The sequence below is a fragment of the Edwardsiella tarda ATCC 15947 = NBRC 105688 genome, from assembly GCF_003113495.2.
GTDB classification, from domain to species: domain Bacteria; phylum Pseudomonadota; class Gammaproteobacteria; order Enterobacterales; family Enterobacteriaceae; genus Edwardsiella; species Edwardsiella tarda.
Genome location: NZ_CP084506.1, coordinates 1,240,865 through 1,256,032, shown reverse-complemented (window position 1 = coordinate 1,256,032; position 15,168 = coordinate 1,240,865). Strand labels below are relative to the sequence as shown.

Annotated in this window: 18 protein-coding genes; 12 read left to right on the top strand and 6 right to left on the bottom strand. The window is 58.2% G+C overall.

All coding sequences use genetic code 11. The features are described from left to right. The first annotated feature begins 458 nt into the window (after positions 1-458). The 10 genes from DCL27_RS05825 to DCL27_RS05780 all read left to right on the top strand — a co-directional run bounded on the left by DCL27_RS05825 (position 459) and on the right by DCL27_RS05780 (position 9,967). Positions 459-980 carry a fimbrial protein gene (locus DCL27_RS05825; protein WP_228594485.1) on the top strand — a complete coding sequence of 174 codons (522 nt, stop codon included), beginning with the start codon at positions 459-461 and terminating at the stop codon, positions 978-980. 49 nt (positions 981-1,029) lie between these two features. Then, positions 1,030-1,722, top strand: coding sequence for a fimbria/pilus periplasmic chaperone (locus tag DCL27_RS05820; RefSeq protein ID WP_035598122.1), 693 nt, complete (start codon positions 1,030-1,032; stop codon positions 1,720-1,722). A gap of 20 nt (positions 1,723-1,742) precedes the next feature. Further along, the gene (locus tag DCL27_RS05815; protein WP_035598126.1) at positions 1,743-4,196 is read left to right on the top strand and encodes a fimbrial biogenesis outer membrane usher protein; all 2,454 of its coding nucleotides are present in this window, start codon (positions 1,743-1,745) and stop codon (positions 4,194-4,196) included. A gap of 18 nt (positions 4,197-4,214) precedes the next feature. After that, complete coding sequence (locus tag DCL27_RS05810; RefSeq protein WP_035598129.1) at positions 4,215-5,246, top strand: fimbrial protein; 1,032 nt, start codon at positions 4,215-4,217, stop codon at positions 5,244-5,246. A 196-nt stretch (positions 5,247-5,442) separates the two neighbouring features. Beyond that, positions 5,443-6,171 (top strand): arginine ABC transporter ATP-binding protein ArtP, encoded by a 729-nt coding sequence (gene artP, locus DCL27_RS05805; protein ID WP_005296896.1) that lies wholly within the window; start codon positions 5,443-5,445, stop codon positions 6,169-6,171. A 37-nt stretch (positions 6,172-6,208) separates the two neighbouring features. Continuing rightward, complete coding sequence (gene artJ / locus DCL27_RS05800; RefSeq protein ID WP_005287726.1) at positions 6,209-6,940, top strand: arginine ABC transporter substrate-binding protein; 732 nt, start codon at positions 6,209-6,211, stop codon at positions 6,938-6,940. Positions 6,941-7,033: 93 nt separating this feature from the next. Then, on the top strand, positions 7,034-7,750 hold the full coding sequence (gene artQ / locus DCL27_RS05795; protein ID WP_005287728.1) for an arginine ABC transporter permease ArtQ: 717 nt from the start codon (positions 7,034-7,036) through the stop codon (positions 7,748-7,750). Beyond that, complete coding sequence (artM, locus tag DCL27_RS05790) at positions 7,750-8,418, top strand: arginine ABC transporter permease ArtM (RefSeq protein ID WP_005287731.1); 669 nt, start codon at positions 7,750-7,752, stop codon at positions 8,416-8,418. Before artQ ends, artM begins: the two co-directional genes overlap by 1 nt. A gap of 231 nt (positions 8,419-8,649) precedes the next feature. Then, positions 8,650-9,384: an arginine ABC transporter substrate-binding protein gene (locus tag DCL27_RS05785; RefSeq protein WP_005287733.1), complete on the top strand. Its 735-nt coding sequence runs from the start codon at positions 8,650-8,652 to the stop codon at positions 9,382-9,384. Between the two features lie 94 nt (positions 9,385-9,478). Beyond that, positions 9,479-9,967: a methylated-DNA--[protein]-cysteine S-methyltransferase gene (locus DCL27_RS05780; RefSeq protein ID WP_005287736.1), complete on the top strand. Its 489-nt coding sequence runs from the start codon at positions 9,479-9,481 to the stop codon at positions 9,965-9,967. On the opposite strand, the gene rlmC is transcribed toward DCL27_RS05780, so the two are convergent. From rlmC to DCL27_RS05765, 3 genes are all read right to left on the bottom strand, one after another. Further along, on the bottom strand, positions 9,958-11,097 hold the full coding sequence (gene rlmC / locus DCL27_RS05775; RefSeq protein ID WP_035598132.1) for a 23S rRNA (uracil(747)-C(5))-methyltransferase RlmC: 1,140 nt from the start codon (positions 11,095-11,097) through the stop codon (positions 9,958-9,960). The genes DCL27_RS05780 and rlmC overlap by 10 nt on opposite strands. Before the next feature lie 47 nt (positions 11,098-11,144). After that, the gene (locus tag DCL27_RS05770; RefSeq protein WP_035598135.1) at positions 11,145-11,624 is read right to left on the bottom strand and encodes a YbjO family protein; all 480 of its coding nucleotides are present in this window, start codon (positions 11,622-11,624) and stop codon (positions 11,145-11,147) included. Between the two features lie 113 nt (positions 11,625-11,737). Then, positions 11,738-12,229 carry a type III secretion system chaperone family protein gene (locus DCL27_RS05765; protein WP_005287746.1) on the bottom strand — a complete coding sequence of 164 codons (492 nt, stop codon included), beginning with the start codon at positions 12,227-12,229 and terminating at the stop codon, positions 11,738-11,740. Positions 12,230-12,384: 155 nt separating this feature from the next. Here DCL27_RS05765 and DCL27_RS05760 point away from each other — a divergent pair, with 155 nt between their 5' ends. After that, a complete protein-coding gene (locus DCL27_RS05760) occupies positions 12,385-12,579 on the top strand; it encodes a DUF4250 domain-containing protein (protein ID WP_005296885.1) in 195 nt (64 codons plus the stop codon). 47 nt (positions 12,580-12,626) lie between these two features. Here DCL27_RS05760 and nfsA read toward each other — a convergent pair whose 3' ends face one another. Further along, the gene (gene nfsA, locus DCL27_RS05755) at positions 12,627-13,349 is read right to left on the bottom strand and encodes an oxygen-insensitive NADPH nitroreductase (protein ID WP_035598138.1); all 723 of its coding nucleotides are present in this window, start codon (positions 13,347-13,349) and stop codon (positions 12,627-12,629) included. 277 nt (positions 13,350-13,626) lie between these two features. On the opposite strand from nfsA, the gene DCL27_RS05750 reads away from it, so the two are divergent. After that, the gene (locus DCL27_RS05750; RefSeq protein ID WP_005287755.1) at positions 13,627-13,899 is read left to right on the top strand and encodes a GrxA family glutaredoxin; all 273 of its coding nucleotides are present in this window, start codon (positions 13,627-13,629) and stop codon (positions 13,897-13,899) included. 102 nt (positions 13,900-14,001) lie between these two features. Here DCL27_RS05750 and tnpA read toward each other — a convergent pair whose 3' ends face one another. Together tnpA and ybjM are read right to left on the bottom strand one after the other, a co-directional pair. Next, positions 14,002-14,418 (bottom strand): IS200/IS605 family transposase, encoded by a 417-nt coding sequence (gene tnpA / locus DCL27_RS05745; protein ID WP_115377639.1) that lies wholly within the window; start codon positions 14,416-14,418, stop codon positions 14,002-14,004. A gap of 204 nt (positions 14,419-14,622) precedes the next feature. Continuing rightward, positions 14,623-15,003: an inner membrane protein YbjM gene (ybjM, locus tag DCL27_RS05740; RefSeq protein WP_035599960.1), complete on the bottom strand. Its 381-nt coding sequence runs from the start codon at positions 15,001-15,003 to the stop codon at positions 14,623-14,625. Positions 15,004-15,168: the final 165 nt, after the last annotated feature.

The window sequence follows — 15,168 nt, the reverse complement described above, 5'->3', positions numbered from 1 at the left end:
GCGGTATGCTAATGCGTGGATAGCTTATGTTTATGCCGACAGCAAACACGCCAAGGGTCAGCCGTTCCGACGACGGCACATTGACGAGGTGGGGCGTATCGCTATTCCGCATTCCGTTGGCGAGGTAAGCATATTCATTAATTATTCTCCTGTCAAAGCATCCTATTGAAATGGCGTTGCAATATGTGCGCCCTATCGATAGAAACCTAATGAATGGAAAGATCAGGGTTATTTTAAATCGATAGCAGTAGTAGCAAAGTAAATTACTATTTTTTGATGAGAGAAATACGATATTTGCATTAGTTACAAAACGCCAATCTCGAATAAAAATAAAACGACCGGTATTTATTAATATCCAGTCAAGCACAATCTTATTATTCCGGCATGAGAGTTTTCTATATTGTGAGACAAGCGGCTCATGCACCACCGTATTATCCGTCCGTTAACAAGGAGTTGTCATGAAGAACGGTATTATTTCCATAGCGATGTTAAGCGGCCTTTGTATTTCGTCGGCGGCATTTGCTGTCCTCAGCCCCTCAGGTCAGCTGCGAATTCAGGGTGAAATTGTGGGCGCCTCCTGCACGATGCAAAACTCAGATCAACTGCTCCAGCTGCCACAGGTCGGCGCCGATCAGTTTGGGGCCCTCGAAGCGGGTAATATTTATACCGGCGCCTCCGCGCAGGCCGATATCAACATCGTCTGCAGCGACTACACAGAAGGTAACCTGACGCTCAGCTTCGCCAATAGCAATATGACAGACAAAGGCGTAATTATTCCGACCCGCGGCGCCGAGACCGGCGTCGGTTTTCAGCTGAAGGTCAAGGATAAGCTAATCGATGGCTATAACACCCAGCACACGCTAACCGGTACGGGCGGCAACTATGTCCTGCCCATCACCGCCTACTACCACAAAATCAGCGGCACCGTGAGCAAAGGCGCGGTGAGCTCCGCCGTCACCTACACCATTACCCACGATTAACCTGAAGCCTGCGGGACTCCGTCGGGAGTCCCTACCATTTGGTGACCCTATGAAGAAAGTGCTATGCGCCTTACTGTGCGCCATCACCGCCTGGCCGGCCTACGCCACCATCGTGATCTACGGCACCCGGATTATCTACCCGGCAGAGCGCCAGGAAATAACCGTCCAATTAGCCAACCGCGGCCATAAGACCTCGCTGATCCAGGCCTGGATCGATGACGGGGATCCCAATGTTCCCCCCGAAGAGGTGAAGGCCCCCTTCCTGCTGACGCCGCCGATCGCCACCATCACGGCGGGTAACGGTCAGCAGCTGCGGATTCGAGTGCTGCCCAACGCCCTGCCACAGGATCGGGAGTCGCTGTTTTACCTCAATGTTCTCGATATTCCACCGGATAACCCGGCGCGTAGCGGCAACCTGCTCAAGCTAGCGATGCAAAACCGTATCAAGCTGTTCTACCGTCCTCAGGGGGTCGCGGCGCTCGGCGAAAAAACCGTCGATCAGCTCTCCGCCCGTCGCGGTGCACAGGGTTTGACACTGGATAACCGTTCACCGAACCACATCACGATCATCGCGCTCGGCGCCGGTGAACAGGAGCAACTGCTAAAGACAACCCTGATGCTGTCCCCCTTTTCCCAACAGCACGTCGCCGTCGCCGGCCTGCCGGGCGGAGTCTCCACGCTGACCCTCTCCTATTTGAATGACTATGGCGTAAAGCGTCAGCAGGCCATTCCCCTTAACTAATCGCAACGAGTGAGGCACGGATGCTCAGGTTAAATGCCATTACCCTCTCCCTGCCCCTACTGTTTCCCGCTGCCTACGCCATGGCCAGCGCGACAGAAACCTTCGATACCCACTTTCTTAAAGGCACGGCGAAAGATCGCCAGCTGAGTCAGATTACGCTGGATCCCAACGCGCCCTATCCCGGCGACTATCCGTTGGATATCGTGGTCAACGGTGAATGGCGCGGCGTGTATACACTGAGCGTCGGCCAACGGCCCGACAATACTTGCCTCAGCGAGTCACAGCTGCACGGGCTGGGGCTTAAGCCCCCCACATCGTCGGGGGATACGCGCTGTATCCCGCTGCGCCAGGCGCTGCATGGCGGCAGCTACCGTTTTAACACCGGCCTGCTGCAGCTGGATCTGACCGTGCCACAGGCCTTCGTGATCAGCAGGGAAAAGGGCTATATCGCCCCGGAAAGCTGGGATCGTGGCATCAACGCCTTCTTCACCAGCTATAACGCCAGCTACTACTACAGCGACTACCGCGGCAATGGCCACAGCAGCAATACCTATCTCAACCTTAACAGCGGTCTAAACCTATTCGGTTGGCAGCTGCGCGCCGCCACCAGCTATAACCAGCGCGATAGCCAGCACGGCGACTGGAACAGCAACAGCGCCTTTCTGCAGCGCAGCTTTGCCCCGATCAACGGCGTGCTACGTATCGGCGACATGTACAGTGCCTCCGATCTGTTCGCGGGCGTGCGCTTTCACGGTGTCCGACTGCATAGCGATCTGCGTATGCTGCCCAACGCCAAGCAGAACTTCACCCCGCGGGTACGCGGCGTAGCGCAGAGCAACGCGCTGGTCAGCGTCGAACAGAATGACATCATCGTCTACCGTCAAGAGGTCCCGCCCGGGCCATTCTCCATCGAGGATTTGCAGTTAGTGGGCGGTGGTGGCGATCTCAATGTCAGCGTGCAGGAGGCGGATGGGCGCATCAACCGCTTCATCGTTCCCTACTCCTCTCTGCCTAACATGCTGCAGCCGGGGGTTGGCAAGTACGATCTGGCGGTGGGGAAAACCTACCTCAGTGATATCAACGATCAGCGCGGCTTTTTTCAGGGCAGCTACCAGCACGGTCTCAACAGCCTGCTGACCCTCTACGGCGGCGCGCAAGCGAGTCAGGATTACTATGCGCTGCTGCTGGGCAACGGTTTTAACACGGCCATCGGCGCCTTCTCGCTGGATATCACTCACTCCTCCAGCCGCCTGACGGATCGCGACGAACAGCGTGGGCAAAGCTACCAGATAGCCTACAACAAGTATCTGGCCGCCACGGCAACCCAGTTTTCACTGGCCGCCTACCGCTACTCGTCACGCCACTACCGCACCCTGAGCGATCATCTCTATCTTAATGACAACCGCGCTAGCCCGAACAGCGACTGGGACTATTACCGCTACGATCCGGGCCGTAAAAACAACTATGCTATCAACCTGAGCCAGACGCTGCCGCCGGGCTGGGGCTCCGTGTTTTTCTCTGGCACCTGGCGCGACTACTGGGGCGACGGCACCCGCCGCCAGGATTACCAGGTGAGCTACAGCAACAGCTGGCAGCAGCTCAACTATACCCTAGCCGCCAGCCAGACCTACGATCAGGGACTGAACAGCGACCGCCGCGTCTATCTCTACTTCACCCTGCCGCTGAGCTTTGGCGAGCCGCGGCGCTCCCTGTATCTCTCGAACGCCACCACCTTCGATCGCGATGGCTACCAGTCCAACAACGCCTCTCTGAGCGGCTACGCCGGCGAGTGGCAGCAGTTTAACTACAGCGTTAGCCTCAATAACCAGCGCCAGGATCGCCTCACCGCGCTAGGCAGCAACCTCAGCTATCGGGCCCGCTCGGCGACCCTCAACGCCAGCTATAGCCAGTCGCAGGATTACCGTCAGACCAGCGTCGGCATCAGCGGCGGCGTGGTGGCCTATCGCGGCGGCGTGCTGTTCAGCAATGCTCTGACGGACACCATGGCGATCGTCGACGCCCCGGGGCTGCGCGACGCCAGCGTCAATGGCTATGGCTATCACGCCACCAACGGCGCCGGTCAGGCGCTCTACGCCGCCCTGACCCCCTACCGCGAAAACAGCCTGCGCCTAACACCGTCACCGCAGGATGATACGGTGGAGCTGAAGGGGAATATGCAGAAGCGGGTGCCCTATGAAGGAGCCGTAGTGCTGGCGCGCTTTGAGACCGATACGCGCCAAAGCTTCTACTTTAAGGCGCGCCGCGCCGACGGTGCGCCGCTCGGCTTCGGCTATCCGGTCAACGCCCTCGACGGAGAGGCCCTGGGGCTAGTCGGTCAGGGCGGCATGATCTCCCTGCGCAGCGACACGCTGCCGGCGCAGGTGACGGTACCGCTGGATCCGCAGGCGGGCACCCGCTGCACCCTTACCCTCTCAGCCGCCACGCTGAGCAGTCAAACCCACCTTTGCCGCTGAGTCTGATGAGGTTGAATCATGAAATATCGCCGTTACCTTTTTACCGCGCTGCTGCTGCTCAGCGGCCCGGCGCTCTCCTGGTGTAAACTGGAAAACCCGGGCTTAGAGATCCAGCTGGGGCAGATGCTGATAAGTAATCAGGATATGTCTCCCGGCGGGCAGCAGGTGTCGGTGCCGCTGCCGCAATTCAGCAAGCAAACCGTATGTGACAACTACAGCAATAAGCGAAACGAGGTGCATCTCGGCACGCCCTACGATCGGGGCGTCGTGGTCAAGTTTTATGACAACGTCTTTATCGAGATCATCGTCCATAAGCCGCCTCAGGAAAACATCAAGCTACCCGTGGGCAGCTATACGGCGGCGCAGTTTCTCGATCAGATCACCGTCACCGCCAGGCAGGTCGCCCCCACCCAGACCGATCGGCTCGCCCCAGAAGGGCAGTATCTGCTGGAGTCCGCGATGGTGATCAGCGCCGGCAGCGGTGCATCCGGCTCTCTGCTGGAGTTTCTCTGGCGTCTCCTCACGTTTCTCTCAACCGGGAAATGGCCCGCATCGGAACACGATCTGTACCAGGTGAATCTTAATCTGACGCTGGACTACCGCGTGACCACCTGCCAATTTACCGACACGCTACTCACGCTGCCGCCCATTTCCATCGGCGACCTGACGCAGAGCGGTGCGGTTACCGGCACGATCGCCGACCATACCCTGGTCGCCCAATGCGACCAACTGAGCGGGACACAGACCAACCGCACCCTGCGGGTGACCCTGAGCAGCGATACGCTGTTACCGGAGAATCCCCGGGTCGTGCGGCCGCATGTGGGAGCGGGCGGCGTCGGCTTTATTCTGTACGACGAGCAGCAGCAGCCCATCACGCTGGGCGGCGCGGCGGCTCAGCCCAGCGTCATCCGGCAGATCCCCCAGTGGACGACGCTGCCCGAGCGGGGATTCAGCATCCCTATCCGCGCCGGTTATTACCTCTATGACCGTAGCAAGGTTCAGCCTGGTCAACTGGAGGCCAACGTTACCATCAACATCGACTACGAGTAAGCGATGGCGCGAGCGGTCTCAGGCCGCCGCGCCGCCTTAGCCCCCCATATACCCCCCGGCCCCTACCTCACGGCCCGACATCGTACTATTTTTCAGCGCTCAATATGCATATCTCCAAATTTTAACCCACAAATATTGCATAATTATTCTGATGAAGTTACTCTTTGCCCTATCAATTGCTATTCAGATTAGGCGCATGAGTATTCAAATCGACGGCATCAACTGCTACTACGGCGCACACCAGGCGCTGTTTGACATTACCCTGGAATGCCCGGCCGGCGAGACGCTGGTGTTGCTCGGGCCGAGCGGCGCGGGTAAGAGCTCGTTGCTACGGGTGCTGAACCTGCTGGAGATGCCGCGCTCTGGCACCCTGGGTATCGCCGGTCATCAGTTTGATTTCCGCCAGCCTCCGGGGGAAAAGGCCATTCGCGATCTACGGCGTAACGTCGGCATGGTGTTTCAGCAGTATAACCTGTGGCCGCACCTGTCGGTGATGCATAACCTGATCGAGGCGCCCTGCCGCGTGCTGGGGCTGTCGAAGGAGGCCGCGCTGGCGCGCGCCGAGAAGCTATTGGTCCGGTTGCGTCTCAGCGAGTTCGCCGACCGTTATCCGCTGCATCTGTCCGGTGGCCAGCAGCAGCGGGTCGCCATCGCCCGCGCCTTGATGATGGAGCCGCAGGTGCTGCTGTTCGACGAACCGACCGCCGCCCTCGACCCGGAGATCACCGCCCAGATCGTCAGCATCATCCATGAGCTGTCGGAGACCGGCATCACCCAGGTTATCGTCACCCACGAAGTGGAGGTGGCGCGTAAGACCGCCAGCCGCGTCGTGTATATGGAGCAGGGTCGCATCATCGAACAGGGCGACGCCAGCCACTTTATTCATCCGCAGACCCAAGAGTTTGCCGGATATTTGTCCCATTAACGGCCCGCGAGGCCATGCGTAACCGTTGGAGTCTGCGATGAAAAAAATCATAATTGCTGCGATGTTAGCCGGTATCAGCGTCTCTGCCTCGGCAAACGAAACCATTCGCTTCGCCGCCGAAGCCTCGTATCCGCCGTTCGAGTTTATGGACGCGCAGAATAAGATGCAGGGATTCGATATCGATCTGGCCAACGCCATCTGTACCCAGATCAAGGCCACCTGCACCTTTAGCAATCAGTCTTTCGACAGCCTGATCCCGAGCCTGAAGTTCAAGCGGATCGATGCCGTGATCTCCGGGATGGACATCACGCCTGAGCGCCAGAAGCAGGTCGACTTCTCTCAGCCCTACTATGACAACTCGGCCCTGTTCATCGCCGAGAAGGGCAAGGTCGCCGATGTGGCGGCGCTGAAGGGCAAGCGGGTCGGTATCCAGAACGGCACCACCCATCAGAAGTACCTGATGGACAAACATCCAGAGCTGACGCCCGTGCCTTACGACAGCTACCAGAACGCCATCCTCGATCTGAAGAATGGCCGTATCGATGCGGTCTTCGGCGACACGGCGGTGGTCAACGAGTGGCTGAAACAGAACCCGAATCTGGCGCCGGTTGGCAGTAAGGTGACCGATGCCGACTACTTCGGCAGCGGCTTGGGCATCGCGGTGCGCAAGGGCAACAGCAAGCTACTGGAGCAGTTCAACCAGGCGCTGAATCAGCTCAAGCAGGATGGCACCTACCAGACCATCTATGACAAGTGGTTCCAGAAGTAATCATCGGAAATGCCAGTAGTGCCTATCGGCGTAGGCGTTATGGTTAGTAACATGCAGGCGGCGCGGGCCGCCTGATGGGATAGGCGTCAGGCAATGATTGAATTTATTCCCTTAGTCCATGCCGCCGGCATCACTGTCGGCTTGGCTCTCTGCTCTCTCCTGCTCGGCCTGGTTCTCGCCATGCTGTTTGCCGTCTGGGAATCGGTCCGTTTCCGGCCCCTGGCGTTGCTGGGTACCGCCTGGGTCACCCTGCTGCGCGGGCTGCCGGAGATCCTGGTGGTCCTGTTCATCTACTTCGGCTCCTCACAGCTGCTGTTGTGGCTCTCGGATGGCATCCCACTGAACCTGGGGTTCACCACCCTCACACTACAGTTGAACATCGATAACTTCGAGGTCAGTCCCTTCCTGTGCGGGGTGTTGGCCTTGGCCTTGCTGTATGCCGCCTACGGCTCCCAGACCCTACGCGGCGCGCTAAAGGCGGTACCGCAGGGGCAACGCGAAGCGGGGATGGCGTTGGGGCTCAGCAAGACGCATATCTTCTTCCGTCTGGTGATGCCGCAGATGTGGCGCCATGCCCTGCCGGGGCTGGGTAACCAATGGCTGGTGTTGCTCAAGGATACCGCGCTGGTCTCGCTGATCAGCGTCAACGATCTGATGCTGCAAACCAAGAGCATCGCCACCCGGACCCAGGAACCGTTCACCTGGTACTGCGTGGCCGCCGCCATCTATCTGCTGATCACGCTACTCAGCCAGTCTGTGCTCAAGCATATCGAGTCGCGTACCACCCGCTTTGAACGGAGTGCTTCCTGATGTTGAGCTATATTCCCGACTTATTGCAGGGGCTGCACACCAGCCTGTCATTGACCGTGGTCTCCCTGCTGGTGGCCCTGGTGCTCGCGCTCTGTTTTACCGTGGTGCTGACCCTGCGGCCACGGGGGCTGACGCTATTGGTACAGGGCTACATCACCCTGTTTACCGGCACCCCGCTGCTGGTACAGATCTTCCTGATCTACTACGGGCCCGGGCAGTTCGCCTGGATCCGCGAGACCCCCTGGCTGTGGAGTGCGTTGTCACAACCCTGGCTGTGCGCCATGCTGGCGCTGGCGCTGAACAGCGCGGCCTACAGTACGCAACTGTTTTACGGCGCGATGCGCGCGATCCCGAATGGCCAGTGGCAATCCTGCGCGGCGCTGGGGATGTCCAAGGGACAAACCCTACGCATCCTACTGCCGTATGCCTTTAAACGCGCCCTCTCCTCCTACTCCAACGAGGTGGTGCTGATCTTCAAGAGTACCTCGCTGGCGTACACCATCACCCTGATGGAAGTGATGGGCTATGCCCAGCAGCTGTACGGGCGAACCTACGACGTGATGGTGTTCGGTGCCGCCGGGGTCGTCTACCTGTGCGTCAACGGCTTGCTCACCCTGATGATGCGCCTGATCGAACGCCGCGCCCTGGCCTTCGAACAGCGTAACTAGTCCCGCCCTTATTCGCGAAGAAGATCGGTTTCGACCGATCTTTTTTTATTTCCTGTTGTTGCGCATTTGAAAATATTTACTCATAAGTATTGCATAATAATTCACTCAGTGGCACATTCAGACGGGTAGAGACGGCGACGGTCGTTCCCGTTTTCCGCCTCGACACCCACTGACAGACAACCAATAAAATCAATCACACCCCGCGGGATGGGCCTTGTACAGGAGTGAGCTATGAAGAAGTTACTGGTCTGCGCCATCGTTGCTGCAATGAGTTTTAGCGCTCAGGCGGCAGAGAATATTCGTTTCGCCTCATCGGCCACTTACCCGCCATTTGAGTCCCTCGATGCCAACAACAACATCGTCGGCTTCGACATCGATTTAGCCAAGGCGCTGTGCCAGGAGATGAAGGCGAACTGTACCTTCAGCAACCAAGCGTTCGACAGCTTAATCACCGCGTTAAAGTTTAAGCGTTACGATGCCGTCATCTCCGGCATGGACATCACCCCCGAGCGGCAGAAGCAGGTGGCGTTTACTCAGCCCTACTACGCCAACTCGGCGATCATCATCGCCCAGAAGGGGAAATATCACAGCATGGCCGACATGAAAGGGTTACGCGTCGGGATGGAGAATGGCACCACCCATCAGAAATACCTGCAAGAGAAGCACCCGGAGATCAAAACCGTGGCCTACGACAGCTACCAGAACGCCATTCTGGATCTGAAGAGTGGGCGCATCGACGGGGTATTCGGCGACACGGCGGTGGTCAATGAGTGGCTGAAGAACAACCCACAGCTGGCGTCGGTCGGCGAGCATGTCACCGATCCGCACTACTTCGGCATCGGGCTAGGCATCGCGGTTCGTCCGGGCGACAAGGCCCTGTTGGCACAACTCAACCAGGCGTTGGCCGCCATCAAGGCCAACGGGACCTACCAGAAGATCAGCGACAAGTGGTTCCCCGCCTCCTGATGCACATCGAGGCCGCGCCTTTCGGCTCCGATTGGCGCGCCGCGAGCGATTTGTTAGCATAGTCACTATCGCCCGTCTACCGCCCGGAGCCTGCATGCATTACGACCATTACCTTTCACCGATCGGCCCGTTGCTGTTGGTCGCCGATGACGTGGGCCTGCGCCAACTGTGGCTGCCCAACGAACTGATCAGCCGCGTGATCCCCGCCAGTTGGCGGCATGACGGAGCCTTTCCCCTATTGCAGCGTACCCGCACACTGCTCGACGCCTACTTCGCCGGCCAACGTCCCGACTGGCACGATCTGCCGCTGGCGCCGCAGGGTACCCCCTTTCAACAACAGGTGTGGCAGTTGTTATGCGCCCTTTCCTATGGGGAGAGCAGCCACTATGCCGCCCTGGCCGAGCGCTTGGGTAACCCGCGCGCCGTACGCGCCGTCGGAGGCGCCGTGGGACGCAACCCGATCGCCATCTTGATCCCCTGCCATCGCATCCTCGGCAAGGCGGGTAATCTGACCGGCTACAGCGGCGGTCTGGCGATCAAGCAAGCCCTGCTGGATCTCGAAGGGATCCCTTATCACGCCTGAACGCGCTGATGCACCAACAGCGTCAACACCTCGTAATGGGCAGTATGCGGGAACATGTCGAACAGACGGATCTTGGCGATGCGGTAGCTCTCCAGACAGGCAATATCCTGCGCCATGCTCTGAGCGTTACAGCTGGAGTAGAGAATATAGGGGGGCGCCATGCGCCGGAGGTCGTCGCACAACGCCACACCGATGCCTCGCCGAGGCGGATTAACCAGCACCAACTGCGGCGCCTGGCCATGCTCGTCGGCAAAGGCGGTGGAATCGAGGGCGGCAAAGCTCACCTTCTCCAACCCCAAACGCGCAGCCGAACGCCGCGCGCAGGCGATGGCCTCGGCGCTGATCTCAATGCCGGTTAATGCCATCTCGGGCGTGGCACAGTGCAGGCCAAAGCCGCCGACGCCACAGAAGAGATCCCACATCGCCGTCACGCCCAACGCGCGTACCCAGTCGCGTGCCTCGGCGTAGAGTGCCTCGGCCACCGCGGGATTGGTCTGGAAAAAACTCTGCGGGCGGATATAGAGCGGCACGCCGTTGAAGGACTCCTCCAACGCCTGCTGCTCGCTCAGGAAGATCTCCTGCTCCCCTTCCAAAATCGCCATCGGCACCGGCTGCAGGTTGACGCTGATCACCGCCAGCTGCGGCAACTGTGCCTGCAACCACGGCAACGCCTGGCGCAGCTGCGCCAACTTGTTCTCGGAGCGCAGCACGAAGCGAAGCATCATCTCGCCATTGAGACGGCTCTCCGTCAACAGCAGGTATTTCAATTCGCCACGCCGACGCGCCACGTTATAGGGAGTCAGACCGGCGCGCGGGATGAAGGCCTTCAGCACGGCGAACACCGGGGCAAAGCTGGCGGGATAGAGCGGACAATCGCACAGATCCACCCCCTCGCCCTCACGCGTCAACATGCCCAGTAACGGACGCTCGACGCTGCCCGTAACCACCATCTTCGCCTTGTTACGCATCGCCTGTTCGGCGCTGGGACACGCCGGCAGCCACTCACCCACCGGCTGATCGTCTAGCAGCGCGGCCAAGTGGTGCTGTTTATCGTCCAACTGACGGGAATAGGGAAGGGAAAGCCACTGACAGGAATGACAGCGACCCGCCTGATACTGGGCACAATGCATCACAACTCACTCGATGGAAATGAAAACGGTCGGGGCGGGGGATTGTATCACAGCGAACGGCGGAAGTAGCGCCGACTGGCGGAGGGAATAAACAGCAGCGCCAGGATCAACAAGTCAGGCAACTTCTGCCCTAACAAGACCTGGAGGATCTGGCCACCGTCATCGCCGGGTACACGGAATAACTCGGGATGGAACCAGCCGAGCGAGGCCCACCACATGTAGCCGACCACCAGCAGCTGACACCCTAGGTAGATCCAGCGACTGAGCGGCTTACCCAGCATCAACGCCAGACCGCAGCCCAACTCGATCACCCACAGCGCTAGGCTGGTGACCAACAGGAGGATGGTCTGCCAGCTGTGCAGCGCTTCGCCGAGAAAGGCGGCGATGCCACTCGGGCCGAGGGCGACACACAGCAGCACCACGCTCGCCAGACGCACCCCGATTAACGCCGTGCCGGCAATCAAAACCGGCACCGGGGCAGCAAACAGGCTATCTATCCTTGGCTGTATACTGATCATCTGCGCCATCGCATCCTACTCCGCGGGACCTCACCGCTTCCATCATAAGGAGGATGTTGGGCCGAGACAAGCCATCAATGCCGAATAACGATACTTCATCAAGAGGTTAGCCTCTTGGGGAATCAATGCAGCAGCGGACCGCCACTGCTCTCGGCGCTGAACTCGCCCTCACCCTCTTCCCCTTCGCCCAGAAACAGCATGCCATTCGCCCGCGCTTCCATCATCACCATGGAGACTTGCTCCTCGGCCTGCTGCATAAAGGCGGCGAACTGCTCCAGCGTTATGCCGACGCTCGCATTGAGCGACATGCAGGCGATCAGTTTCGGCAGGTTGTCATCCTGGATGTCGACAAACGCCTTGACGCCCAGCGTGCTGGCATTAATCTGGCTTAACTCCGCCACTAACGCGATCAAAGCCGTAGGACGGACTTCCGCCAGGGCGGTAAACAGGATAGTGTTATCGAGGAGGTCGACTTTTGCGTCGAATACCCCGTCAAAATTCTGCATGTGTGGTAAATGCAGCGCCTGGCAGGAGTCACACTCGAAGAAGGTGGTACCCAGTTGATCCAGCCAGTGCCGTAACACGTCCAGATCGGGGACGATTAGAGGATCCATTGCGCCCTACCTCACAAAGATAAATCGGGTAATTGTTATTAGAAAGGGGGCATAGCTTACGGAACTTTAGCCGCTTGCGCCATGCCCGAGGGCAATTTATTGCCGCGTTGACGTCTGGAAAGCCTGCCACCCGCACTCACGACCAGGAGATCGCCATGCCGTTATCCCGTTACGCCACGATGGACCCCGTGATGCTGCTGAGCATCATCAACATGAAGCTGCGCGACGAGTGCGACTCGCTGCCAGCCTTGTGCGCGCGCTACGAAATCCCACAGCCCCTATTGGAGTCACGCCTGGCCGCTGCCGGCTTCCGCTATTACCGCGACAGCAACCAGTTCATCCCACGCTAGGCCTGTGCCCGCCGGGCTTAACGCGCGATCGGCGGGCTTCACGCGCCTTAATGGGTGATCCAGCCCTGCTGGTGCAGATAGTCCAGCATGAAGGGACGCCGCTCTTTCTCCAGCGTGCGGCTGATCTGATCGCTCCAGCTATCCTGGCGGCTATTGTCGCTTCGCTGGGCGTAATAGCTGCGGACATGCGCATCATAGGCGGCCAGCGCGGCGCGATCTAACGGCTGATAGCGATTCTCGTGTACCAGAATGTTCAACGGTAGGCGCGGCTTCTGCTCAGGGCGCTGCGCCGGATGGCCCAGACAGAGGCCGACCAACGGCAACACATGCTGTGGGCAGGCCAGCAACGTGGTCACCTGTTCGATATGATTGCGGATGCCACCGATAAACACCCCACCCAACCCCAACGACTCGGCGGCAGTCAGCGCATTCTGCGCCATCAGCGCCGCATCGACGCAGCCCAATAGCAACTGCTCCGCTGATCCCAACTCGGCCTGCGGGAAGATCTGTTGATGGCGCTGAAAATCGGCGCAGAAGATCCAGAATTCCGCCGCCTCCGAGACATACTGCTGCCCGCCGGACAACTCCACGAGCTGCTCTCGCAGGGCGCGATCGGTGATACGGATGATCGAGGTACATTGCAAGAAGCTGGACGATGAGGTGGCACGCGCCGCCTCGAGGATCGCCAGACGTTGCGCCTCGCCGATCGGTTCGGCACTAAATTGGCGAATGGAACGGTGATCGCACAGCAAATCGATGGTCGAAATCATGAATTAGCTAGCTCCCTGATGAGTCGCGTAAACGAATAAAGTAACACTGTGGGACGGCATGCTCCGATGCTAACGCGTTCTTCCACCCCGCCGTTGACCCTGGGTGCGCCGACATCGGTCAAACCTTAGCATTGGATAGATGAAATTTATCAAAGTAACAGGCAAATCCTACTTTTTTTTGCCGCGCGCTACAGGCATAGTAGTGCGCATCAAGGAGCCCATGCTAAACCCGTTAGGGATTTAGTGGGACTCGCCATTTCCTTTAAGGAGTCCTCTCATGTTTGCAGTGATTTTTGGGCGTCCGGGCTGCCCCTATTGTGTCCGTGCCAAAGAGTTGGCCGAGAAGCTGAGCGCCGAGCGCGATGATTTTAAATTCCGTTATGTCGATATCCATGCGGAAGGCATCAGTAAAGAAGATCTCTCCAAGACCGTCGGTAAGCCGGTAGAAACCGTACCGCAGATCTTTATCGATCAGCAGCACATCGGTGGTTGCACCGACTTCGAAGCCTATGCGAAGGCGAATCTGGAGCTGTTCAACAACGCCAACTAACGCGTGACGACAGCCAGTAAAAATCCACCTCTTGAAGAGGTGGCTTTAAATGGGGCCCCCTAAAAGGGGGCCTTGTTCGTTTTAATCCTGTAATAACGCCATTTACTGCTCGTATTCTTGATCTTTCTTATCCTGATGCCTCACGTAGCGTCTGATAATTTCTTCGTTCACTCCAACTGTGTCTGCAAAGTATCCCCTCGCCCAAAAATGATTACCCCACAGCTTCTTTCGTATATGCGGAAACTTGTTGTAGAGACGAATAGCTGTGCGCCCTTTCAGGACGCCCATCAGCGTTGAGATCGAGAGTTTCGGTGGGATCATCACGACAAGATGAACATGGTCTGTCTGAACATTCAATTCAAGTACCTCACAATCTTTCATATTGCAAAGTATATAAACTGAGCGATAAAGCTCTTTACCTACCGCCCCTGTTAAAACCTTGTAGCGATACTTTGGCGTCCACACCAAGTGATATTTGCAACGCCAGAATACATGTGCTGAACTTCTATAACTGCTCATGTCAGTGATTTCCTTCTTACTTGTGGTGAGTAAGCTGGAATTTTCTGGCATGGGCTTCCTTCAGGCTATAGCCTCACAGGGACAATCACCACCTCCCGAGGAGGTGGTTTAAAGCTGACAATAAAAAAAACCGCGACTGCGGTTTTTTTTATGCCTCTAGCGCGCGTTTTTGACGCCAGGTGAAAGGATCATCATCGATTATAACTATCGAATAGCATGCCGACCTCGCATCACCGCCGCGAACCAGTACAGCAGCGCGCCAAACACACACCAAAACACCATGCTGGCGCTGTAGGGCAACAACTGCAACACACTCACCTGACAGGCTAACCACAGCGTATGCAGCAGCAGGCAGAAGAGCGCCGCCAGCAACGCGCCGTAGAACACCGTCAAGACACGACGCCGCTGCGCCAAGGGGCAAGCGATCGCGCCCGGCAGCATATACAGCAATAACCCGGGGCGCAGCCCCGGCAGACGCGCCGTCGCGCCACCATTCGCCTGGCTATAGCCGTGCAGCAGTAAAAAGAGTGCCGTCACCAAGAAAAAACAAAGAATAAAAGAAAACCAACGCCGTTTGTTCGCCACCCCATGCCTCCCTACAGCGAAAAGATACCACAGCCCCTCCCCCGACAAACCGCGAACGGCCTACCAGCAGCGAGCGAATCTCTTCCCGGCGCAGAAAAACAACGAACCATCAACTGAAGGCGGCTTTTTACTGGCTGTCCGTCAGCCAACCGTCTAAAATGGGCG